18 protein-coding genes, 3 tRNA genes and 4 rRNA genes are annotated in these 21146 nt (G+C 56.0%); 11 read left to right on the plus strand and 14 right to left on the minus strand.

Translation table 11 applies throughout. From position 1 onward, the window contains the following. Positions 1–7: 7 nt before the first annotated feature. From C1N60_RS01730 to C1N60_RS01745, 4 genes are read left to right on the plus strand one after another with little or no spacing between them, the layout of a single operon-like run. Positions 8–556 carry a DNA topoisomerase family protein gene (locus C1N60_RS01730; RefSeq protein WP_031279837.1) on the plus strand — a complete coding sequence of 183 codons (549 nt, stop codon included), beginning with the start codon at positions 8–10 and terminating at the stop codon, positions 554–556. A 2-nt stretch (positions 557–558) separates the two neighbouring features. Beyond that, on the plus strand, positions 559–1134 hold the full coding sequence (tsaC, locus tag C1N60_RS01735; RefSeq protein ID WP_058776573.1) for an L-threonylcarbamoyladenylate synthase type 1 TsaC: 576 nt from the start codon (positions 559–561) through the stop codon (positions 1132–1134). Positions 1135–1136: 2 nt separating this feature from the next. Next, positions 1137–1955, plus strand: coding sequence for a shikimate dehydrogenase (gene aroE, locus C1N60_RS01740; protein WP_058759901.1), 819 nt, complete (start codon positions 1137–1139; stop codon positions 1953–1955). Further along, a complete protein-coding gene (locus tag C1N60_RS01745; RefSeq protein WP_058759902.1) occupies positions 1952–2200 on the plus strand; it encodes a DUF1488 family protein in 249 nt (82 codons plus the stop codon). The genes aroE and C1N60_RS01745 overlap by 4 nt, the downstream gene beginning before the upstream one ends. On the opposite strand, the gene C1N60_RS01750 is transcribed toward C1N60_RS01745, so the two are convergent. After that, positions 2176–2730, minus strand: coding sequence for a gamma carbonic anhydrase family protein (locus C1N60_RS01750; protein ID WP_150360726.1), 555 nt, complete (start codon positions 2728–2730; stop codon positions 2176–2178). The two genes, C1N60_RS01745 and C1N60_RS01750, sit on opposite strands and share 25 nt — an antisense overlap. A 493-nt stretch (positions 2731–3223) precedes the next feature. Between C1N60_RS01750 and C1N60_RS01755 the strand changes: the two genes are divergently transcribed. The 7 genes from C1N60_RS01755 to rrf (C1N60_RS01785) all read left to right on the plus strand — a co-directional run bounded on the left by C1N60_RS01755 (position 3224) and on the right by rrf (C1N60_RS01785) (position 8790). After that, positions 3224–4765 (plus strand): 16S ribosomal RNA (locus tag C1N60_RS01755). Between the two features lie 74 nt (positions 4766–4839). Continuing rightward, positions 4840–4916, plus strand: a tRNA-Ile gene (locus C1N60_RS01760). A 149-nt stretch (positions 4917–5065) separates the two neighbouring features. Then, positions 5066–5141, plus strand: a tRNA-Ala gene (locus C1N60_RS01765). A 197-nt stretch (positions 5142–5338) separates the two neighbouring features. Further along, positions 5339–8239: ribosomal RNA gene (locus C1N60_RS01770) — 23S ribosomal RNA — on the plus strand. A gap of 197 nt (positions 8240–8436) precedes the next feature. Continuing rightward, a 5S ribosomal RNA gene (gene rrf, locus C1N60_RS01775) occupies positions 8437–8552 on the plus strand. Between the two features lie 14 nt (positions 8553–8566). After that, a tRNA-Thr gene (locus C1N60_RS01780) sits at positions 8567–8642 on the plus strand. 32 nt (positions 8643–8674) lie between these two features. Then, a 5S ribosomal RNA gene (gene rrf, locus C1N60_RS01785) occupies positions 8675–8790 on the plus strand. The 16S, 23S and 5S rRNA genes sit together here with 3 tRNA genes alongside, the layout of an rRNA operon. 151 nt (positions 8791–8941) lie before the next feature. Here the strand turns inward: rrf (C1N60_RS01785) and C1N60_RS01790 are convergent. The 13 genes from C1N60_RS01790 to aroQ form a co-directional block, all read right to left on the minus strand. Next, positions 8942–9703 carry an amino acid ABC transporter ATP-binding protein gene (locus C1N60_RS01790; protein WP_058759889.1) on the minus strand — a complete coding sequence of 254 codons (762 nt, stop codon included), beginning with the start codon at positions 9701–9703 and terminating at the stop codon, positions 8942–8944. 8 nt (positions 9704–9711) lie between these two features. After that, the gene (locus tag C1N60_RS01795; protein WP_058759888.1) at positions 9712–10812 is read right to left on the minus strand and encodes an amino acid ABC transporter permease; all 1101 of its coding nucleotides are present in this window, start codon (positions 10810–10812) and stop codon (positions 9712–9714) included. Between the two features lie 15 nt (positions 10813–10827). After that, a complete protein-coding gene (locus tag C1N60_RS01800) occupies positions 10828–12006 on the minus strand; it encodes an amino acid ABC transporter permease (protein WP_021508165.1) in 1179 nt (392 codons plus the stop codon). Between the two features lie 66 nt (positions 12007–12072). Next, complete coding sequence (locus C1N60_RS01805) at positions 12073–13098, minus strand: amino acid ABC transporter substrate-binding protein (RefSeq protein WP_058759887.1); 1026 nt, start codon at positions 13096–13098, stop codon at positions 12073–12075. Positions 13099–13635: 537 nt separating this feature from the next. Then, complete coding sequence (gene fis / locus C1N60_RS01810) at positions 13636–13932, minus strand: DNA-binding transcriptional regulator Fis (protein ID WP_003855228.1); 297 nt, start codon at positions 13930–13932, stop codon at positions 13636–13638. A gap of 24 nt (positions 13933–13956) precedes the next feature. After that, a complete protein-coding gene (dusB, locus tag C1N60_RS01815) occupies positions 13957–14922 on the minus strand; it encodes a tRNA dihydrouridine synthase DusB (RefSeq protein WP_040679767.1) in 966 nt (321 codons plus the stop codon). A 308-nt stretch (positions 14923–15230) separates the two neighbouring features. Then, positions 15231–15959: a carbonic anhydrase gene (locus tag C1N60_RS01820; RefSeq protein ID WP_394521725.1), complete on the minus strand. Its 729-nt coding sequence runs from the start codon at positions 15957–15959 to the stop codon at positions 15231–15233. A gap of 195 nt (positions 15960–16154) precedes the next feature. Further along, a complete protein-coding gene (gene prmA / locus C1N60_RS01825) occupies positions 16155–17036 on the minus strand; it encodes a 50S ribosomal protein L11 methyltransferase (protein ID WP_394521310.1) in 882 nt (293 codons plus the stop codon). A gap of 12 nt (positions 17037–17048) precedes the next feature. Further along, positions 17049–18494: a sodium/pantothenate symporter gene (panF, locus tag C1N60_RS01830; RefSeq protein ID WP_104093876.1), complete on the minus strand. Its 1446-nt coding sequence runs from the start codon at positions 18492–18494 to the stop codon at positions 17049–17051. Continuing rightward, positions 18484–18726, minus strand: coding sequence for a YhdT family protein (locus tag C1N60_RS01835; RefSeq protein ID WP_021508159.1), 243 nt, complete (start codon positions 18724–18726; stop codon positions 18484–18486). Before C1N60_RS01835 ends, panF begins: the two co-directional genes overlap by 11 nt. Before the next feature lie 71 nt (positions 18727–18797). Next, a complete protein-coding gene (gene accC / locus C1N60_RS01840; protein ID WP_021508158.1) occupies positions 18798–20147 on the minus strand; it encodes an acetyl-CoA carboxylase biotin carboxylase subunit in 1350 nt (449 codons plus the stop codon). 11 nt (positions 20148–20158) lie between these two features. Continuing rightward, on the minus strand, positions 20159–20626 hold the full coding sequence (accB, locus tag C1N60_RS01845) for an acetyl-CoA carboxylase biotin carboxyl carrier protein (protein WP_058759883.1): 468 nt from the start codon (positions 20624–20626) through the stop codon (positions 20159–20161). A gap of 21 nt (positions 20627–20647) precedes the next feature. Then, complete coding sequence (gene aroQ, locus C1N60_RS01850) at positions 20648–21100, minus strand: type II 3-dehydroquinate dehydratase (RefSeq protein WP_021508156.1); 453 nt, start codon at positions 21098–21100, stop codon at positions 20648–20650. Positions 21101–21146: the final 46 nt, after the last annotated feature.

Below are 21146 nucleotides of genomic sequence, written 5' to 3' on the forward strand. Positions count from 1 at the left end.
CGGTAATATGAGTAAACCAGCACTATTTACCGTGCGTAAACACGATCCCTGCCCCGCCTGCGGGGCAGAATTAGTGATACGTGCCGGCAAACACGGGCCTTTTCTCGGCTGTGTGAATTATCCAACCTGCGACTATATCCGCCCGCTGAAAAGTCAGGGTGATGGCCATATTGTCAAAGTGCTGGAAGGCCATGCCTGCCCGCAGTGTGGTGCGGACAAAGTGCTGCGCCAGGGGCGATTCGGCATGTTTGTCGGCTGTAGCCACTATCCGGAGTGTGATTACACGGAAACCATCGATAAGCCGGACGAAACCGCAATTGCCTGCCCGCAGTGCGCCAGCGGTAAGCTGGTGCAGCGCCGTTCACGCTATGGCAAAACCTTCCACGCCTGCGATCGTTATCCCGACTGCCAGTTCGCGATCAACGCCACGCCGCTGGAAGGTGTCTGCCCCCATTGCCAGTTCCCGTTATTAATAGAAAAGAAAACCGCACAGGGCATGAAGCGCTTCTGCGCCAGCAAACGCTGCGGCAAGCCCATCGCCCAGGATGAAGAGTGATCATGAACCAGAGCCAGCATGCACCCGGAAGCCTCGACTTCTGCATCGAACAACTTCAGCAACAGCAAGTGATTGCTTACCCTACCGAAGCCGTATTCGGCCTTGGCTGCGATCCGGACAGCGAAAGCGCGGTGATGGCCCTGCTGGCACTGAAACAGCGCCCGGTAGAAAAGGGTCTGATTCTGATCGCCGCTGATTATACGCAGCTTGAGCCTTATATTGCCGATCGCGAACTCACCGTGCTGCAGCGCGAACGTATGTTTGCCAGCTGGCCGGGTCCGGTCACCTATGTGGTGCCTGCTTCGCCGCATACGCCGCGCTGGTTAACCGGCCGCTTTGATTCGCTGGCGATTCGCGTCAGCGATCATCCGCAGGTCCAGGCGCTGTGTCGCGGATTTGGCAAGCCGCTGGTCTCAACCAGCGCGAATTTAACCGGTCAGCCGCCGTGCCGCAGCGCCGCCGAAGTGGCAGAGCAGTTTGGCTCGCAGTTCCCGGTGTTGCAGGCGGCCACCGGCGGTCGCCTGAATCCTTCTGAAATCCGCGATGCTATTAGCGGTGAACTCATTCGTCAGGGCTGATTATGGAAAAGTTTGCCGTTTTTGGTCATCCCATCGCCCACAGCAAATCTCCGTTTATTCACGCCGCTTTTGCTGAGCAGACCGGTATTGAACATCCTTACGGACGCATCTGCGCACCGCTGGAAGGGTTCCCGCAGGCGATAGAGGCGTTTTTTGCGGCTGGTGGCAAAGGCGCCAATGTTACGCTGCCGTTTAAACAGCAGGCATGGGAATTCGCGGATGAGCTCAGCGAACGCGCGGCATTATCCGGCGCGGTAAATACCTTAAAGAAGAGAGCCGATGGTTCGATTCTGGGTGATAACACGGACGGCATCGGCCTGCTGAGCGATCTGCAACGGCTGCAGCTGATCCGGCCGGGCGATCGCATTCTGCTGGTGGGTGCGGGCGGCGCGGCGCGTGGGGTGATCCTGCCGCTGCTCTCGACGGGCTGCGCGCTGGTGGTGGTTAACCGCACGGCAGAACGCGCGCAACAGCTGGCTGAGCTTTTCCAGCACAGTGGAGCGATCCAGGCGATGAGTTTTGATCAACTGGCCGGCGAACGTTTTGATCTGATCATCAATGCCACCTCCAGCGGCGTAGCGGGCGACGTGCCGCCGCTGCCGGTTACGCTGATTGATGCGCAGGTGCGCTGTTACGACATGTTTTATCAGCAGGGGCTGACGCCATTTCTGGCGTGGTGCCAGCAGCACGGCACACAGCAGCTGGCGGATGGACTCGGCATGCTGGTGGGTCAGGCGGCGCATGCGTTTCAGCTGTGGCATGGCGTTATGCCGGAGATCGCGCCGGTCATTGATCAACTTAAACAGGCGATGCAGGCATGAATCAGGCAATCCAGTTTCCCGATCGGGAAAGCTGGGACGCAGTCCGGCAGGCGGTGCTGTTCCCGGTCTTGGTGAATGGTATGGGACTGACCTGCGCAATATCGCTGCCGGCGCTGCAGCAGCGCTTTGGTGCCGGAGAGGCGATGGCGCTGTTTAGCGCGCATCGCTGGGATCTGGAGGAAGAGGCCGAGCAGCTGCTCCGGGCGGAGCAGGCCGACGATCAGGGCTGGCTGTGGCTGCCCTGAGCCAGATATTCATCTTTCCAGCCGACATAATTACTGGCCGAATAAAGCAGTCCGGCTATTTCCGCTTCGGTTAGTGGCCGGATCTGCTTCACCGGGCTGCCTAAATAGAGATAGCCGCTTTGCAGGCGTTTACCGGGTGGCACCAGGCTGCCGGCGCCAATCATCACCTCATCTTCGACGATCGCGCCATCCAGCAGGATAGAGCCCATACCCACCAGCACGCGGTTACCAATGGTGCAGCCGTGCAGCATTGCTTTATGGCCCACCGTCACGTCTTCACCGATGATCAATGGAAAGCCGTCTGGGTTACTGCTGGATTTATGCGTAACGTGCAGCACGCTGCCATCCTGGATATTGCTGCGTTTACCAATCACCACTTTATTCACGTCACCGCGGATTGCTACCAGTGGCCAGATGCTGACATCATCAGCCAGCTCGACTTCGCCAACGACCACGCTGCTGCTATCCACCATCACGCGCTCGCCGGTATGAGGAATATGTTGCTTATAAGGGCGCAGGGCTACAGACATTCTATTTCTCCTTTTCTGATGTTTCCCGCTAGCCTGCGGCTTCCGGTGCGGGTAAACAAGCTGATTTTTGCGCGGATCGCTCGCGATCGCAGCGAAAAGAGTGAAAACTCGCCAGTCGATAAAAAAGATCGAAAAAAGGGGTTGTGCAAAAAATCCGGATCCCTATAATGCGCCACCACTGAGACGGCAAAGCGGCAACGCAGACGGCTCAGCAGGGCGTGAAGTGATTCACCCCGCCGGAGAAAAACGCTGAAAAAAGTGTTTGACTCTGAAGGAGGAAAGCGTAATATACGCCACCTCGCGACAGCAGGCCGAGCGCCGCGTCGCACCGCTCTTTAACAATTTATCAGACAATCTGTGTGGGCACTCGCAGGATTGATATCACAAGCCTACGGGCTTTAAAAAATATCAAGTCTTTGCTGAGTGAACACGTAATTCATTACGAAGTTTAATTCACAGAGCATCGCTGCACTCGTTGCAGCAAATCAAACTTAAATTGAAGAGTTTGATCATGGCTCAGATTGAACGCTGGCGGCAGGCCTAACACATGCAAGTCGAACGGCAGCACAGAAGAGCTTGCTCTTTGGGTGGCGAGTGGCGGACGGGTGAGTAATGTCTGGGAAACTGCCCGATGGAGGGGGATAACTACTGGAAACGGTAGCTAATACCGCATAACGTCGCAAGACCAAAGTGGGGGACCTTCGGGCCTCACACCATCGGATGTGCCCAGATGGGATTAGCTAGTAGGTGGGGTAATGGCTCACCTAGGCGACGATCCCTAGCTGGTCTGAGAGGATGACCAGCCACACTGGAACTGAGACACGGTCCAGACTCCTACGGGAGGCAGCAGTGGGGAATATTGCACAATGGGCGCAAGCCTGATGCAGCCATGCCGCGTGTATGAAGAAGGCCTTCGGGTTGTAAAGTACTTTCAGCGGGGAGGAAGGCGGTGAGGTTAATAACCTCGCCGATTGACGTTACCCGCAGAAGAAGCACCGGCTAACTCCGTGCCAGCAGCCGCGGTAATACGGAGGGTGCAAGCGTTAATCGGAATTACTGGGCGTAAAGCGCACGCAGGCGGTCTGTTAAGTCAGATGTGAAATCCCCGGGCTTAACCTGGGAACTGCATTTGAAACTGGCAGGCTTGAGTCTCGTAGAGGGGGGTAGAATTCCAGGTGTAGCGGTGAAATGCGTAGAGATCTGGAGGAATACCGGTGGCGAAGGCGGCCCCCTGGACGAAGACTGACGCTCAGGTGCGAAAGCGTGGGGAGCAAACAGGATTAGATACCCTGGTAGTCCACGCCGTAAACGATGTCGACTTGGAGGTTGTGCCCTTGAGGCGTGGCTTCCGGAGCTAACGCGTTAAGTCGACCGCCTGGGGAGTACGGCCGCAAGGTTAAAACTCAAATGAATTGACGGGGGCCCGCACAAGCGGTGGAGCATGTGGTTTAATTCGATGCAACGCGAAGAACCTTACCTGGCCTTGACATCCAGAGAACTTAGCAGAGATGCTTTGGTGCCTTCGGGAACTCTGAGACAGGTGCTGCATGGCTGTCGTCAGCTCGTGTTGTGAAATGTTGGGTTAAGTCCCGCAACGAGCGCAACCCTTATCCTTTGTTGCCAGCGGCTCGGCCGGGAACTCAAAGGAGACTGCCGGTGATAAACCGGAGGAAGGTGGGGATGACGTCAAGTCATCATGGCCCTTACGGCCAGGGCTACACACGTGCTACAATGGCGCATACAAAGAGAAGCGACCTCGCGAGAGCAAGCGGACCTCATAAAGTGCGTCGTAGTCCGGATTGGAGTCTGCAACTCGACTCCATGAAGTCGGAATCGCTAGTAATCGTAGATCAGAATGCTACGGTGAATACGTTCCCGGGCCTTGTACACACCGCCCGTCACACCATGGGAGTGGGTTGCAAAAGAAGTAGGTAGCTTAACCTTCGGGAGGGCGCTTACCACTTTGTGATTCATGACTGGGGTGAAGTCGTAACAAGGTAACCGTAGGGGAACCTGCGGTTGGATCACCTCCTTACCTGAAGATACCTTCCCGCGAAGTGCTCACACAGATTGTCTGATAGAAAAGTAACGAGCAGAAAAAACCTCTACAGGCTTGTAGCTCAGGTGGTTAGAGCGCACCCCTGATAAGGGTGAGGTCGGTGGTTCAAGTCCACTCAGGCCTACCAGATTTCTTCTCATGCCGCGTTATGTTTCCGGCTCGCATAGTTCACTATGCTTCGCGAAAACATGCCTTGCCTGAGACGAAATCACATTTCCCGTGTGAGAAACGTGACTCCTGGTGAGTGGTAGTAGATGGTCTCTGCAGTGACTGTATGGGGCTATAGCTCAGCTGGGAGAGCGCCTGCCTTGCACGCAGGAGGTCAGCGGTTCGATCCCGCTTAGCTCCACCATTACAGTACTGAAACTTACTTCAGAGTATACCGGCAACGGTGTGCTGCGAAGTATTTGCTCTTTAACAATCCGGAACAAGCTGAAAATTTGAAACGACGCGTCGGTTCATTCTCCGTAATAAGAATGAAATCACGATGCGTTCGGGTCTCTCAAATGCTTGCAGTTCGCAGCGTTGCAAAACGCCTGTGGGTTGTGAGGTTAAGCGACTAAGCGTACACGGTGGATGCCCTGGCAGTCAGAGGCGATGAAGGACGTGCTAATCTGCGAAAAGCGACGGTAAGGTGATATGAACCGCTACAGCCGTCGATGTCCGAATGGGGAAACCCAATGCACTTGTGCATTATCGTTAACTGAATACATAGGTTAACGAGGCGAACCGGGGGAACTGAAACATCTAAGTACCCCGAGGAAAAGAAATCAACCGAGATTCCCCCAGTAGCGGCGAGCGAACGGGGAGCAGCCCAGGACCTGAATCAGCTTGTGCATCAGTGGAAGCGTCTGGAAAGTCGCGCGATACCGGGTGACAGCCCCGTACACGAAGATGCATGAGCTGTGAGTCCGACGAGTAGGGCGGGACACGTGGTATCCTGTCTGAACATGGGGGGACCATCCTCCAAGGCTAAATACTCCTGACTGACCGATAGTGAACCAGTACCGTGAGGGAAAGGCGAAAAGAACCCCGGCGAGGGAGTGAAACAGAACCTGAAACCGTGTACGTACAAGCAGTGGGAGCCTACCTGTTAGGTGACTGCGTACCTTTTGTATAATGGGTCAGCGACTTATATTCTGTAGCAAGGTTAACCGCATAGGGGAGCCGAAGGGAAACCGAGTCTTAATTGGGCGTTAAGTTGCAGGGTATAGACCCGAAACCCGGTGATCTAGCCATGGGCAGGTTGAAGGTTGGGTAACACTAACTGGAGGACCGAACCGACTAATGTTGAAAAATTAGCGGATGACTTGTGGCTGGGGGTGAAAGGCCAATCAAACCGGGAGATAGCTGGTTCTCCCCGAAAGCTATTTAGGTAGCGCCTCGTGAACTCATCCTCGGGGTAGAGCACTGTTTCGGCTAGGGGCCATCCCGGCTTACCAACCCGATGCAAACTGCGAATACCGAGGAATGTTATCACGGGAGACACACGGCGGGTGCTAACGTCCGTCGTGAAGAGGGAAACAACCCAGACCGCCAGCTAAGGTCCCAAAGTCATGGTTAAGTGGGAAACGATGTGGGAAGGCACAGACAGCCAGGATGTTGGCTTAGAAGCAGCCATCATTTAAAGAAAGCGTAATAGCTCACTGGTCGAGTCGGCCTGCGCGGAAGATGTAACGGGGCTAAACCATGCACCGAAGCTGCGGCAGCGACACTATGTGTTGTTGGGTAGGGGAGCGTTCTGTAAGCCGCTGAAGGTGTGCTGTGAGGCATGCTGGAGGTATCAGAAGTGCGAATGCTGACATAAGTAACGATAAAGCGGGTGAAAAGCCCGCTCGCCGGAAGACCAAGGGTTCCTGTCCAACGTTAATCGGGGCAGGGTGAGTCGACCCCTAAGGCGAGGCTGAAAAGCGTAGTCGATGGGAAACAGGTTAATATTCCTGTACTTGGTGTTACTGCGAAGGGGGGACGGAGAAGGCTAGGTTATCCGGGCGACGGTTGTCCCGGTTTAAGCGTGCAGGTGTGAAGACCAGGCAAATCCGGTCTTCTTTAACACTGAGGCGTGACGACGAGCCGCCACGGCGGTGAAGTAACTGATGCCCTGCTTCCAGGAAAAGCCTCTAAGCTCCAGGTAACACGAAATCGTACCCCAAACCGACACAGGTGGTCAGGTAGAGAATACCAAGGCGCTTGAGAGAACTCGGGTGAAGGAACTAGGCAAAATGGTGCCGTAACTTCGGGAGAAGGCACGCTGGCGCGTAGGTGAAGGGACTTGCTCCCGGAGCCGAGGCCAGTCGAAGATACCAGCTGGCTGCAACTGTTTATTAAAAACACAGCACTGTGCAAACACGAAAGTGGACGTATACGGTGTGACGCCTGCCCGGTGCCGGAAGGTTAATTGATGGGGTTATCCGCAAGGAGAAGCTCTTGATCGAAGCCCCGGTAAACGGCGGCCGTAACTATAACGGTCCTAAGGTAGCGAAATTCCTTGTCGGGTAAGTTCCGACCTGCACGAATGGCGTAATGATGGCCAGGCTGTCTCCACCCGAGACTCAGTGAAATTGAAATCGCTGTGAAGATGCAGTGTACCCGCGGCAAGACGGAAAGACCCCGTGAACCTTTACTATAGCTTGACACTGAACATTGAGCCTTGATGTGTAGGATAGGTGGGAGGCTTTGAAGCGCGGACGCCAGTCTGCGTGGAGCCAACCTTGAAATACCACCCTTTAATGTTTGATGTTCTAACGTAGGCCCGTAATCCGGGCTGCGGACAGTGTCTGGTGGGTAGTTTGACTGGGGCGGTCTCCTCCCAAAGCGTAACGGAGGAGCACGAAGGTTGGCTAATCCTGGTCGGACATCAGGAGGTTAGTGCAATGGCATAAGCCAGCTTGACTGCGAGAGTGACGGCTCGAGCAGGTGCGAAAGCAGGTCATAGTGATCCGGTGGTTCTGAATGGAAGGGCCATCGCTCAACGGATAAAAGGTACTCCGGGGATAACAGGCTGATACCGCCCAAGAGTTCATATCGACGGCGGTGTTTGGCACCTCGATGTCGGCTCATCACATCCTGGGGCTGAAGTAGGTCCCAAGGGTACGGCTGTTCGCCGTTTAAAGTGGTACGCGAGCTGGGTTTAGAACGTCGTGAGACAGTTCGGTCCCTATCTGCCGTGGGCGCTGGAGAATTGAGGGGGGTTGCTCCTAGTACGAGAGGACCGGAGTGAACGCACCGCTGGTGTTCGGGTTGTCATGCCAATGGCACTGCCCGGTAGCTAAGTGCGGAAGAGATAAGTGCTGAAAGCATCTAAGCACGAAACTTGCCCCGAGATGAGTTCTCCCTGACCCTTTAAGGGTCCTGAAGGGACGTTGAAGACGACGACGTTGATAGGCCGGGTGTGTAAGCGCAGCGATGCGTTGAGCTAACCGGTACTAATGACCCGTGAGGCTTAACCTTACAACGCCAGAGGCGTTTTGGTCTGAGAGACCGAAAGAATTTTCAGCTTTGTTCACCGGATTACGTCCAGTGGATTTTGTGCTGTGACAAGACGGCACGCGAGACGACGTGAAGGAGCATACACGAGTATGTGACTGAGCGGCGCGAGCGGGGCAACGCAGTCAGAGCGCGGAAGACGCGGACGAAAACAGAATTTGCCTGGCGGCAACAGCGCGGTGGTCCCACCTGACCCCATGCCGAACTCAGAAGTGAAACGCCGTAGCGCCGATGGTAGTGTGGGGCCTCCCCATGCGAGAGTAGGGAACTGCCAGGCATCAAATTTAGTGTGCTGATATGGCTCAGTTGGTAGAGCGCACCCTTGGTAAGGGTGAGGTCCCCAGTTCGACTCTGGGTATCAGCACCAGTTATGGCATGAGTTCGGTTTAAAAGAATTTGCCTGGCGGCAACAGCGCGGTGGTCCCACCTGACCCCATGCCGAACTCAGAAGTGAAACGCCGTAGCGCCGATGGTAGTGTGGGGTCTCCCCATGCGAGAGTAGGGAACTGCCAGGCATCAAACACGAAAGCCCTGAACATCTGTTCAGGGCTTTTTTGTTTTCCGCGGTGACCTTTATCTCAATAAAAGCCCTCAATAAAATCCACAGGCATAAAAAAGCCCCTGCCATGCTGGCAAGGGCTGAATGATGCGGCTAATCGGGTTCGCTTAGTGGATAACCTGCGACAGAAACGCCCGGGTCCGCTCGGATTTCGGATTCGCAAAGAACTCTTCCGGCGGCGCCATCTCCACGATTTCACCGCGATCCATGAAGATCACCCGATCGGCAACCGTACGCGCAAAGCCCATCTCATGCGTCACACACAGCATCGTCATCCCGTCTTCCGCCAGACCGATCATGGTATCCAGCACCTCTTTAACCATCTCAGGATCGAGCGCGGAGGTGGGTTCATCGAATAACATAATCTTCGGCTTCATACACAGCGAACGGGCGATGGCCACGCGCTGCTGCTGTCCACCAGAGAGCTGCCCGGGAAACTTATGGGCATGTTCAGCAATGCGCACGCGCTGCAGATAGTGCATCGCCAGCTCTTCGGCCTCTTTCTTTGGCATCTTGCGTACCCACATCGGTGCCAGCGTGCAGTTCTGCAGAACGGTCAGATGCGGGAAAAGATTGAAGTGCTGAAATACCATGCCGACTTCAGTACGCACGCGTTCAATATTGCGTACGTCATCATTCAGGTGGATGCCGTCTACGACAATCCGTCCCTGCTGATGCTCTTCCAGATGGTTGATGCAGCGAATGGTGGTAGATTTACCGGAACCCGAAGGGCCGCACAGTACGATACGCTCGCGCGGTTTCACCTGCAGGTTGATATCTTTCAGCACGTGGAACTGCCCGTACCATTTGTTCACGTTTTCGAGCGTAATCATCATGGCGTTAGCCGCCGTTGTCATTGTTTGTGTCATGTAAAACCTCAGTGCGATTTACGCCCGGTGTGGAAGCGCTTCTCCAGATACTGGCTATAGCGCGACATGCTAAAACAGAAAATCCAGTAAACCAGTGCAGCGAAGACATAGCCTTCGGTCGACATACCCAGCCATGTAGGGTCGACGGTTGCCTGCTGCACGCTACTGAACAGATCGAACAGGCCGATGATGATCACCAGGCTGGTATCTTTAAACAGCGCGATGATGGTGTTCACCAGACCGGGAATGGTCAGCTTGAGCGCCTGCGGTAAAATCACCAGCGCCTGGGTTTTCCAGTAGCCGAGCGCCAGCGACTCTGCTGCTTCGTACTGGCCTTTAGGCAGGGCCTGCAGCCCGCCACGTACCACTTCGGCGACATACGCCGACTGGAACAGGATCACGCCAACCAGCGCACGCACCAGTTTGTCTATCGTGGTGCCTTCCGCCATAAACAGCGGCAGCATCACTGAAGACATGAACAGCACAGTAATCAGCGGTACGCCACGCCAGAACTCAATGAAAATCACCGACAGGGTGCGTACCACCGGCATTTTAGAGCGACGGCCCAGCGCCAGCAAAATGCCCAGCGGCAGCGCCCCGGCAATGCCGACAGATGCAATAATCAGCGTCAGCGTCAGGCCGCCCCACTGGCGCGTTTCCACGCGATCCAGCCCGAAATAGCCGCCATACAGCAGCAGCCAGACGACGACCGGATAGATCACCGCCCAGCAGGCGATATAGCGGCCGCGGCGCGGCATGGATTTGATAAACATCGGCACAATCGACAGCAGGCCAATCACCAGCGCCAGATTGATGCGCCAGCGCAGCTCATGCGGATAGAGCCCGTACATGAACTGGCCAAAGCGCGCGTGGATAAAGACCCAGCAGGCGCCCGCTTTCGTACAGTCCGCACGGGTTTCGCCAATCCAGTTAGCCTGGAAGATCAACCAGTTCAGCGCCGGCGGGATAACGCTCCAGATAATCCACAGGCTGAGTAACGTGAGCAGCGTATTCAGCCAGCTGGAGAACAGGTTTTTACGCGCCCAGAGCCAGGCTTTACCCAGTGGATTGCCCGACACCGGCGGCGTTTCGTGTGTGGTCACAGACATAATGGTTCCGTTCTCTTAACGCTCAACCAGCGCAATTTTGCGGTTATAGAGGTTCATCAGCAGCGAAATGAGCAGACTGATAATCAGATAAACCGCCATGGTGATGGCAATGGTTTCAATTGCCTGGCCGGTCTGATTCAGTACGGTGCCGGCAAACAGCGACACCATATCCGGATAGCCGATCGCGGCCGCCAGCGAGGAGTTTTTTACGATGTTAAGGTACTGGCTGGTGAGCGGCGGGATAATCACGCGCATCGCCTGCGGAATGATCACCTGACGCAGCGTAACCGGGTTGGGCAGCCCGAGCGAACGTGCCGCTTCGCTCTGACCATGCGGTACTGACTGAATCCCGGCGCGAATCACCTCAGCAATAAAGGAAGAGGTGTAGATCGACAGTGCCAGCGTCAGCGCTGCCAGTTCCGGAATCATGGCAAAGCCACCGCGGAAGTTGAAACCGCGCAGCTCGGGCACATCCCAGTGCGTGGCGGCACCAAACAGCGTATGGGCGATCAGCGGCAGCAGCACAATTAAACCGGCCGCAGCGGGCCAGGTGCGGCGCAGCTGACCGGTTTTCAGCTGATGCTTGCGGTTGAAGCGGAACAGCGCGGCGCTGGCGGCGATGGCAATCGCCAGCGCGATCAGGAATGGCCAGGTGCCGGGTGCATACTCCGGCCACGGTATATACAAACCGCGGTTGCTGACAAAAGCCAGATCGAACGCGTTCAGCGCCTGACGCGGGCCCGGCAGATTGCGCAGCACGGCAAAGTACCAGAAGAAGATTTGCAGCAGCGGCGGGATATTACGGAACGTCTCGATATAAATGGTCGACAGCTTGCGCAGCAGCCAGTTATCCGACAGGCGCGCCAGACCGATGGCGAAGCCGAGGATGGAGGCGAAGACAATACAGAGCGCGGAGACCAGCAGGGTGTTGGTTAACCCGACCATAAACACGCGCGCGTAGGTATCGCCTTCGCTGTAATCGATCAGATGCTGGACGATGCCGAAACCGGCATTGCGCTCAAGAAAGCCAAAGCCGGAGGTGATACCGCGATTGGCAAGGTTGATCACCGTGTTGTGGATCAGATAACCCACCACAGCAAACACCGCCACAATCGCGACAATCTGGTAAAGCCAGGCGCGAACCGTAGGATTACCGAACGAAAAATCCCTTTTCACGGTTGGGCGTTGCGACATGTTAAAACCTCAGTGAAGAATACGCGTGGGCACCGCAGGATGCGGTGCCCGACTGGCAGGAGACAATTAACGCACTGGTGGAGCGTACTGGATGCCGCCCTGGTTCCAGAGCGCATTCTGGCCGCGTGCAATTTTCAGCGCGCTGTCTTTACCAACGTTACGATCGAACACTTCCTGATAGTTGCCAACCTGCTTGATGATGTTGTACGCCCACTTGTTATCGAGCTTCAGGTCTTTACCGAAATCACCCTCTGCGCCCAGCAGGTGTGCCATATCTGGCGTGGTTGGCTTCGCCGCCATCTCATCAACGTTCTTCGAGCTGATGCCCATCTCTTCCGCATTCAGCATGGCGAACAGCGACCATTTCACGATGGTGAACCAGTCATCATCACCGCGACGCACGACCGGGCCCAGCGGCTCTTTTGAAATCACTTCAGGCAGTACGATAAAGTCATCAGGCTTGCCCAGCTTGATGCGCAGCGCATACAGCTGTGACTGGTCAGAAGAGAGGGTATCGCAGCGGCCGCTATCCAGCGCTTTAGCAGACTCATCAGAGCGGTCGAAGGTGACCGGCGTGTACTGCATTTTGTTAGCTTTAAAGTAGTCCGCCACGTTCAGCTCGGTGTCGGTACCGGCCTGGATACACACGGTGGCGCCATCCAGCTCTTTAGCGCTTTTCAGACCTGCTTTCTTGTGGGTCAGGAAGCCGATGCCGTCATAGTAGTTCACGCCAGCGAACAGGAAGCCCATACCGCCGTCGCGTGATGAAGTCCAGGTGGTGTTACGTGACAGAATATCGACTTCGCCTGACTGCAGCGCGGTGAAGCGCTCTTTCGCCGTCAGCGGGGTGTATTTTACTTTGCTGGCATCGCCGAAGACCGCAGCGGCGGCAGCGCGGCACACGTCAACATCGATACCGGTGAATTTACCGCTGGCGTCAGCGTAGGAGAACCCTGGCAGACCATCGCTGATACCGCACTGTATAAACCCTTTTTTCTTAATGGCGTCCAGCGTGGTGCCTGCGTGCGCCTGCTGGGTCACGGCGAACAGCGAGGCGGCAGCAATCAGGGTGGAAAGCATCATCTTTTTCATAAAGCATCCTGTGTGGCGAGATCGTGTGTTGTTATGTTTGCGCGCACTTTACTGTGCGCTTATTTCTTTCTGTGGCGTTTGGCCATCCACGACACTGCAAAGCTGATGCCAGGTTTGCAGGATCCTGAATTCACTGGAAAGATCTTTTAATAAACGGACGTATCCGGAAAGTTGTCGCTACTATCGCGCACCAAAAGGCAGCATGACGAGTCGCCACGATCACAAATAGTGCAAAAAGTTTCACTATATGGAAGCAGTGTGAGCTAACGCTCATGAACAGGTGTACGGCAAAGTGGAATTACCGCTGAAGCGGTTCAGGATCACAAACAAAGCGGGCTGAGGGGCGATCGGAAGGATTTTTTCTGCGCAAAAACAGGGCAGGGCAGCGGCCCTGAGAGAGATGAGCTATCACGCCGGCGATTGCAACTATCGTTACCATTTTGACGATAATCGTTTCACGCGGTGTTAACGCACAAACAGCAGCAACAAAAACGCCAGCCCAAAGGCTGGCGTTATCGCAGCAAGGAACCAGAACGCTTAGTTCATGCCGTATTTTTTCAGCTTCTTACGCAGCGTACCGCGGTTGATGCCCATCATCAGGGCAGCGCGGGTCTGGTTGCCACGGGTATACTGCATCACCATGTCCAACAGAGGCTGCTCGACTTCAGCCAGTACCAGCTCATACAGGTCACTTACATCCTGACCGTTCAGTTGAGCAAAATAGTTCTTCAGTGCCTGTTTAACCGAATCACGCAGAGGCTTTTGCGTCACCTGATCCTGTGAGTTAACGGTAGAAACGGTCAGTACGTCAGAATTTACGCGTTGTTCGAACATAGTTCTTTCAGCTCTTTATTTCGTTTACGCAAGATTTTCGAAGTATGCCTCCAACGCCTCCAGCTGTTCGCTGGCATCCTCTATGGCGTTGAATGTGCGCCGAAACTGGTCGTCAGGGGCACTTTCCTGCAAATACCAGGAAACGTGTTTTCGGGCAATACGGTATCCCTTGCGCTGACCGTAAAAGTCGTGCAGCTCCCGTATGTGTCCAATCAGCATATGCTTCACTTCAGCCAGCGGCTTCGGTGCCAGCAGCTCCCCTGTGTCCAGATAATGCTGGATTTCCCGGAAGATCCACGGTCTTCCCTGAGCAGCGCGTCCCACCATCAGAGCATCGGCTCCGGTGTAGTCGAGCACTGCCCTGGCTTTGTGCGGGTCAGTAATGTCACCATTCGCGATAATCGGAATAGCGACGCTCTGCTTAACTGTCCGAATGCTGTCGTATTCAGCTTGCCCTTCAAACAAACAGGCGCGCGTGCGGCCATGAATGGTCAGGGCCTGAATACCACAGCGTTCAGCCAATTGGGCAATCTCTACACAATTACGATTTTCTTTATCCCAGCCAGTGCGAATCTTTAGCGTAACCGGTACATCGACTGCGTTCACCACCGCACGGAGGATTGACTCCACCAGCTGCGGATGCTGCAGCAGCGCTGAACCTGCCATCTTACGATTCACTTTTTTAGCCGGGCAGCCCATGTTGATGTCGATAACCTGTGCACCGGACGCAACATTAATGCGCGCGGCGGCGGCCATCTCATCGGGATCGCAACCCGCAATTTGCACGGCGCGAATACCGGGCTCGTCACTATGCACCATACGCAAACGTGATTTGTCACTGGCCCAGACTTCCGGGTTCGATGACAGCATCTCGGAGACAGTCATACCGGCGCCGTTGTCATAACACAGGGTGCGAAATGGCTTGTCGGATACTCCGGCCATAGGCGCAGCGATGAGTCGATTACGTAGCTGGTGATGTCCAATGCGCATGAAAAAGAAGTGACCCTAACTGTTCGCAAGGCGGCGTATATTACGCATTTTTTCCGGAAGATGAAAGGCCAAACTTTGAACAATTCGCCGTTTAAGATCAGGGAAATGGGGCTTAGCAGCGGGGTATTCATCATTACTTGTTTAAATTCAGTGCATTACAAAAATACGCTGAAATTGTGAGCAAAAGTTTTTCCAAAAATATGCGCTGAATCACAACATAAAAACCGCCACTTCCGCGAATCGGCAAGAGAAATGGCGGTGATATGATTGAAAAGTGAACGGTTTATTTACGTTTGGTGAGTATTTCGTTACTCAACCACCAGCCGGCCATTGAGCGGCTGCACCGGGCGGCTGTTACCGTGTTCACCCAGCACCGCGCTAAAGGCCTGCAGCTGCTGTGTGGAAGCCGTTACTGGTTGCTTCATCACCAGCCAGCGTACGCCTTCACTGCACGGTGGCGTGGTGAGTGAACCGCTGAAGCGGTAGTAACGGCGATCGGTCGGCAGTAGTGGCGTAATATCGACATCCTGCTGCAGCGTGGCCGGCTGATTGACCTGCGCCGGCAGCGTATCCAGCAGCGTCGTCAGTACCGGATTTGCCGCACCGGCTTCGAACATCACCCCGATGACCGCCAGCTGCTGCTGCTCGTCACTGAATACAAAGTGGCCCTCAAGCGGATAGCGTTTGCCGTCGATCAGGTTTTCGCTCGGAGTATGGAAGTGGAACTGCTTCAGCGCGAAGGTCTCGCCGTCCAGCGTCAGCGTATCGCCCTGCTGCAGGTTGATTTGCACGGTATGGCCGTTGTTAACAATGGCGGCCTGGCGCGCCTGCAGTTCCAGCGTCAGCGCCGGCAGACTGGCATGCAGCGCCTGGCGAATATCAATCGGCGACTGATTCACGCCCTGCTTGCAGACGTGAAAATCAGGGGACAGGTCGCCCCATTGCTGTGGCTGAGCATAATCCCAGGCGGCAGCCTGAACGTGAGCAAAAGGCGCTGCTGCCAGCAGCAGAGCGATCAGTGTGTGTTTGCTTTTCATCATCATTTATTCACTAAGCGATATATCAATGTTATGTGCCGCGCACGGCACGGTTAACAGGGATAGCGCTATCGCCTGGTGCAGCAGTCTACTGATTTCAATGTAAAGAAACGGCAGGAAAACGGGGCTGGCGGGGATTTGAGACAGGTCTCAGGCGGGCAAAATCGGGCCAGCAGTTGCTGGCCCATGCGTCGGTTAGCGGCGCACGCCAGTGATGCGACACCACTCTTCTTTTTCCGCCACGGCGTCCAGCGCAAAGCGCTCCGCATAGGCTTCACACACGCTTTCCGCCTGGCTGGCCAGCACGCCGGACAGACCGAGATGGCCGCCGGCTTTCGGCAGCACGCCAATCAGCGGCGCCAGTTCGCGCAGCGGACCGGCGAGGATATTGGCGACCACCACATCCGCCTGCAGGTTTTCCGGCTGCTGGTGCGGCAGATACAGCGACAGGCGGTCGGCCACGCCGTTGCGCTCCGCGTTATCGCGGCTGGCCTGGATCGCCTGCGGATCGATATCAATGCCGATCGCCCGGTCTGCACCGAGTTTCAGCGCGGCGATGGCCAGAATGCCGGAGCCACAGCCGAAATCGATCACCGTTTTGCCCTGCAGATCGAGACCATCCAGCCAGCTCAGGCACAGCGACGTGGTGGGATGGGTGCCGGTACCAAAGGCCAGACCGGGATCAAGCATCACGTTAACCGCATCCGGATCCGGAACGTCGCGCCAGCTTGGGCAGATCCACAGGCGTTCACCGAAGCGCATCGGATGGAAGTTATCCATCCATTCGCGCTCCCAGTCTTTATCCTCGATCTGTTCGATCTTGTGGCGGAAACCCGATCCCAGCAGCGGATGCTGGCTCAGTTCGGCCACTACATCGTCCATGGCGGTTTCCGCGTCGAACAGGCCAGTCACATCGGTATCGCCCCACAGCCGGGTTTCACCGGGCAGCGGCTCATACACCGGGTTGTCGTGCGTGTCCTGAAAGGTGACCGACACCGCACCGGCGTCCATCAGCGCGTCGCTGAGGGTTTCGGCGTGCTCGCCGGTGCTGTTAATTTTGATTTGAATCCATGGCATAGCTTTTCTCTTTTATTCCAGGGCAGCATCGCGAGCGTCAGGCGCGCTGCCGAACAGATTACCCACCAGGAAGGCCAGCAGGCTTAATGTCAACGATGGCACGATAGGGTGAAAGCCCCACAGTTCGATTTTCAGGCTGGCAAGCAGCGTATAGCATCCGGCTCCCACCACCATGCCACTAATGGCGCCCGCCGCATTGGCGCGCTCCCAGTACAGTCCCAGCACCAGCGGCCACAGAAAGACCGCTTCAAGGCCACCGAACGCCAGCAGGTTGAGCCAGATAATCATATCTGGCGGATTCCAGGCCGCCAGCAGCAGCAGCAGGCCGAGCACAAAGGTGATGGTGCCGGAGAGCAGCCGCAAACGCGCCTCGTTCTCGCTGTGCTGCGGCGCAATGCGCAGGTAAAGATCTTTGATCAGCGTAGCGGACGATTGCAGCAGCTGCGCGTTAATCGTCGACATGATCGCCGCCATTGGCGCCGCGAGGAACACGCCAGCCGCCATCGGTGGCAGCACGGTGATCATCAGCGTCGGGATCACGCGATCCGGAATCGCCAGATCCGGCAGTACCGCGCGACCGAGTGCGCCGGCCAGATGCATACCGAGCATCAGTATCACCACCACGATGGTGCCGAGGATGATACCGCGATGCATCGCTTTGCTGTCTTTGTAGGAGATGCAGCGCACGGCGGTATGCGGCAGCCCAATCACGCCAAAGCACACCAGTACGGCAAACGAACTGAGGAAGGTCGGATTGATGACGTTGCCGACGCCTTCCGGTGACACCAGCTGCGGATCGATGCTACGCAGTTTGGTGACCGCCGTTGCCAGACCGCCCGCCTGGTGGATGACGGCAAACAGCAGCAGGAAGGTGCCAATCAGCATCACCAGCCCTTGCATGGCATCGTTGAGCACGCTGGCGCGAAAGCCGCCGAACGCGGTATACAGCGCGATGGTGCCGCCAAAAATCAGCAGCCCGGTGTCATAAGGAATACCAGCGGCCGTTTCCAGCAGGCGTGCGCCGCCGATGAACTGTACCGTCATGGCACCAATAAACGCCACCAGCAGGCTGATACTGGCCAGCCAGATAAGCAGTGGGCTGCGGTAGCGGCCGTACAGCATGTCATTGAGCGTCACCGCGTTGTAGCGTCGTGCCAGAATCGCGAATTTTTTGCCCAGCACGCCGAGCGACAGCCAGACCGCCGGCACCTGGATCATCGCCAGCAGTACCCAGCCCAGCCCGTATTTATACGCCGCGCCCGGCCCGCCAATAAATGAGCTGGCGCTGATGTAAGTGGTGGTGATGGTCATCGCCAGCACAAAACCGCCCATTGAGCGACTGCCGAGGAAATACTCACTCAGGAAGTTGCCGTGGCGCTGTTTGCGCATGGCAAACACCGACAGCCCGGCAATCAGCACCAGATAGGCCAGCAGTGGCAGAATGATTTCAGTTTCCATCGTGGTCCTCCAGAGACATATCGCGGAACACCACGCGCACCATCAGCCAGCACAGGCCAATGAACAGCACGGGCGCGAACACGCAGGAGAACTCAAACCAGCGCGGTAAACCGGTGAAACCGCTTTGTGTGCCGCCGAGCCATGCGGACACGCCCCAGACGGCGAGGTACGCCAGCGTCAGGTACAGCGACCAGCGCGCCTCTTTATTAGCTTGCAAAAAACGCCCATCCATCATGCAACCTCAAAGGCAACAAAAATGAAAAAGGCCGGTTTAACCGGCCTCTGCATTGCTCTGCGCTGCGCTTACTTCTCGTGCAGGCCGAGTTTCTTCTCCAGATAGTGGATGTTAGTACCACCCTGCTGGAAGTTTTCGTCGGTCATGATGCGCATCTGCAGATCGACGTTAGTCTTGATGCCGTCGATGATCAGTTCCGCCAGCGCATTTTTCATGCGCGCGATAGCCACGTCACGGTTTTCGCCGTAGGTGATCAGCTTACCAATCATTGAGTCGTAATACGGCGGCACGCTGTAGCCGGCATAGATGTGCGATTCCCAGCGCACGCCAAAACCGCCTGGCGCGTGGAAACGGGTGATCTTGCCCGGGCTCGGCAGGAAGGTGTTCGGGTCTTCGGCGTTGATACGGCACTCGACCGCATGACCGCGCACCACCACATCTTCCTGTTTGATGGACAGCGGCTGACCGGCAGCAATACGCAGCTGCTCTTTGATCAGGTCGACGCCGGTGATCATCTCGGTGACCGGATGTTCCACCTGAATACGGGTGTTCATCTCGATGAAGTAGAACTCACCGTTTTCATACAGGAACTCGAACGTACCGGCACCGCGATAGCCGATCTCCACGCAGGCGTTAGAGCAGCGCTCGCCGATGTAGCGACGCAGTTCCGGCGTGATGCCGGGTGCTGGTGCTTCTTCGACCACTTTCTGGTGGCGGCGCTGCATGGAGCAGTCACGTTCGGCCAGATAGATGGCGTTGCCCTGACCATCGGCCAGAACCTGAATCTCGATGTGGCGTGGATTCTCGAGGAATTTCTCCATGTACACCATGTCGTTGTTGAAAGCCGCTTTGGCTTCCGCTTTCGTCATGTTGATGGACTGCTCAAGATCCTTGTCGCTGCGCACAACGCGCATACCGCGACCGCCGCCGCCGCCAGAGGCTTTGATGATCACCGGATAGCCGATGCGCTTAGCGATGGCACGGTTTTTCTCCATGTCGTCGGTCAGCGAACCGTCGGAGCCTGGTACGGTCGGTACGCCGGCTTTTTTCATCGCGTTGATTGCTGACACTTTGTCGCCCATCAGGCGAATGGTGTCGGCTTTCGGACCGATGAAGATAAAGCCAGAGCGCTCAACCTGCTCGGCGAAATCGGCGTTCTCAGAAAGGAAGCCGTAGCCCGGGTGGATCGCAACCGCGCCGGTGATTTCGGCGGCGGAGATCAGCGCCGGGATATTAAGATAACTTTTGACCGACTGCGCCGGGCCGATGCAGACGGTTTCGTCCGCCAGCAGCACGTGCTTCAGATCGCGGTCTGCCGTGGAGTGAACCGCCACAGTCTTGATGCCCAGTTCTTTACAGGCACGCAGAATGCGCAGCGCAATCTCACCACGGTTAGCAATGACAATTTTATCCAGCATGCTTCGCCTCGTTATTCGATGACGACCAGCGGCTCGTCGAATTCAACCGGCTGGCCGCTTTCCACCAGGATCGCCTTCACAACGCCGGATTTATCGGCTTCGATCTGGTTCATCATTTTCATCGCTTCAACGATGCACAGGGTGTCGCCAGCGTTCACTTTCTGACCCACTTCCACAAACGCTTTGGCGTCCGGGCTTGGGGTGCGATAGAAGGTACCGACCATCGGCGAACGCACGATGTGGCCGCTGACTTCAGGTTTAGCCGCTTCTGCAGCGACAGGCGCAGCAGCAGGTGCAACCGCAGCAGCCAGCGCAGGCTGTGGAGCCGGAACAGCATAAGCCTGCTGCATCATAGGGTAACCGACATTGGCAGGTGAACGGCTGATGCGAACTGACTCTTCGCCTTCAGAGATTTCCAGCTCAGCGATGCCGGACTCTTCAACCAGTTCGATCAGTTTCTTAATTTTACGAATATCCATGAGTGTGGTTCCGTACTCTGTTTAATTGGAATGTGACAGGCGTTTTACGGCCGTTTGTAAAGCCCACGAGTAGCCGTCGGCGCCCAGTCCACAGATGACGCCGGCAGATACATCGGAAAGATAGGAGTGATGTCGGAACGGTTCGCGTGCATGCACATTAGAGAGATGCACCTCAATAAAAGGAATGCTAACCGCCAACAGCGCATCGCGCAGGGCAACGCTGGTGTGCGTAAACGCAGCCGGGTTAATGATGATGTAATCGACGTTGCCGCGGGCTTCGTGAATACGATCAATCAGCTGGTATTCCGCATTCGATTGCAGATGACTCAATTTCACATGGTGCTGGTCGGCCTGTTGCGTCAGATCGCTGACAATCTGCGCCAGCGTCGTGTGACCATACTTGTCAGGCTCGCGCGTTCCCAACAGGTTCAGGTTGGGTCCGTTTAACAGCAGTATGTGAAATTTATGCGCCATCTTGCGGCTATCTCCTGCAATCAGTGAGGCATCGCGTAAAATACCG

Source organism: Pantoea sp. SGAir0184, assembly GCF_043544755.1.

Coding starts and splice junctions, on each gene's coding strand:
- C1N60_RS01730 (WP_031279837.1), top strand. CDS start 8: ATGAGTAAACCAGCACTATTTACCGTGCGTAAACACGATCCCTGCCCC.
- tsaC (WP_058776573.1), top strand. CDS start 559: ATGAACCAGAGCCAGCATGCACCCGGAAGCCTCGACTTCTGCATCGAA.
- aroE (WP_058759901.1), top strand. CDS start 1,137: ATGGAAAAGTTTGCCGTTTTTGGTCATCCCATCGCCCACAGCAAATCT.
- C1N60_RS01745 (WP_058759902.1), top strand. CDS start 1,952: ATGAATCAGGCAATCCAGTTTCCCGATCGGGAAAGCTGGGACGCAGTC.
- C1N60_RS01750 (WP_150360726.1), bottom strand. CDS start 2,730: ATGTCTGTAGCCCTGCGCCCTTATAAGCAACATATTCCTCATACCGGC.
- C1N60_RS01790 (WP_058759889.1), bottom strand. CDS start 9,703: ATGACACAAACAATGACAACGGCGGCTAACGCCATGATGATTACGCTC.
- C1N60_RS01795 (WP_058759888.1), bottom strand. CDS start 10,812: ATGTCTGTGACCACACACGAAACGCCGCCGGTGTCGGGCAATCCACTG.
- C1N60_RS01800 (WP_021508165.1), bottom strand. CDS start 12,006: ATGTCGCAACGCCCAACCGTGAAAAGGGATTTTTCGTTCGGTAATCCT.
- C1N60_RS01805 (WP_058759887.1), bottom strand. CDS start 13,098: ATGAAAAAGATGATGCTTTCCACCCTGATTGCTGCCGCCTCGCTGTTC.
- fis (WP_003855228.1), bottom strand. CDS start 13,932: ATGTTCGAACAACGCGTAAATTCTGACGTACTGACCGTTTCTACCGTT.
- dusB (WP_040679767.1), bottom strand. CDS start 14,922: ATGCGCATTGGACATCACCAGCTACGTAATCGACTCATCGCTGCGCCT.
- C1N60_RS01820 (WP_394521725.1), bottom strand. CDS start 15,959: ATGAAAAGCAAACACACACTGATCGCTCTGCTGCTGGCAGCAGCGCCT.
- prmA (WP_394521310.1), bottom strand. CDS start 17,036: ATGCCATGGATTCAAATCAAAATTAACAGCACCGGCGAGCACGCCGAA.
- panF (WP_104093876.1), bottom strand. CDS start 18,494: ATGGAAACTGAAATCATTCTGCCACTGCTGGCCTATCTGGTGCTGATT.
- C1N60_RS01835 (WP_021508159.1), bottom strand. CDS start 18,726: ATGGATGGGCGTTTTTTGCAAGCTAATAAAGAGGCGCGCTGGTCGCTG.
- accC (WP_021508158.1), bottom strand. CDS start 20,147: ATGCTGGATAAAATTGTCATTGCTAACCGTGGTGAGATTGCGCTGCGC.
- accB (WP_058759883.1), bottom strand. CDS start 20,626: ATGGATATTCGTAAAATTAAGAAACTGATCGAACTGGTTGAAGAGTCC.
- aroQ (WP_021508156.1), bottom strand. CDS start 21,100: ATGGCGCATAAATTTCACATACTGCTGTTAAACGGACCCAACCTGAAC.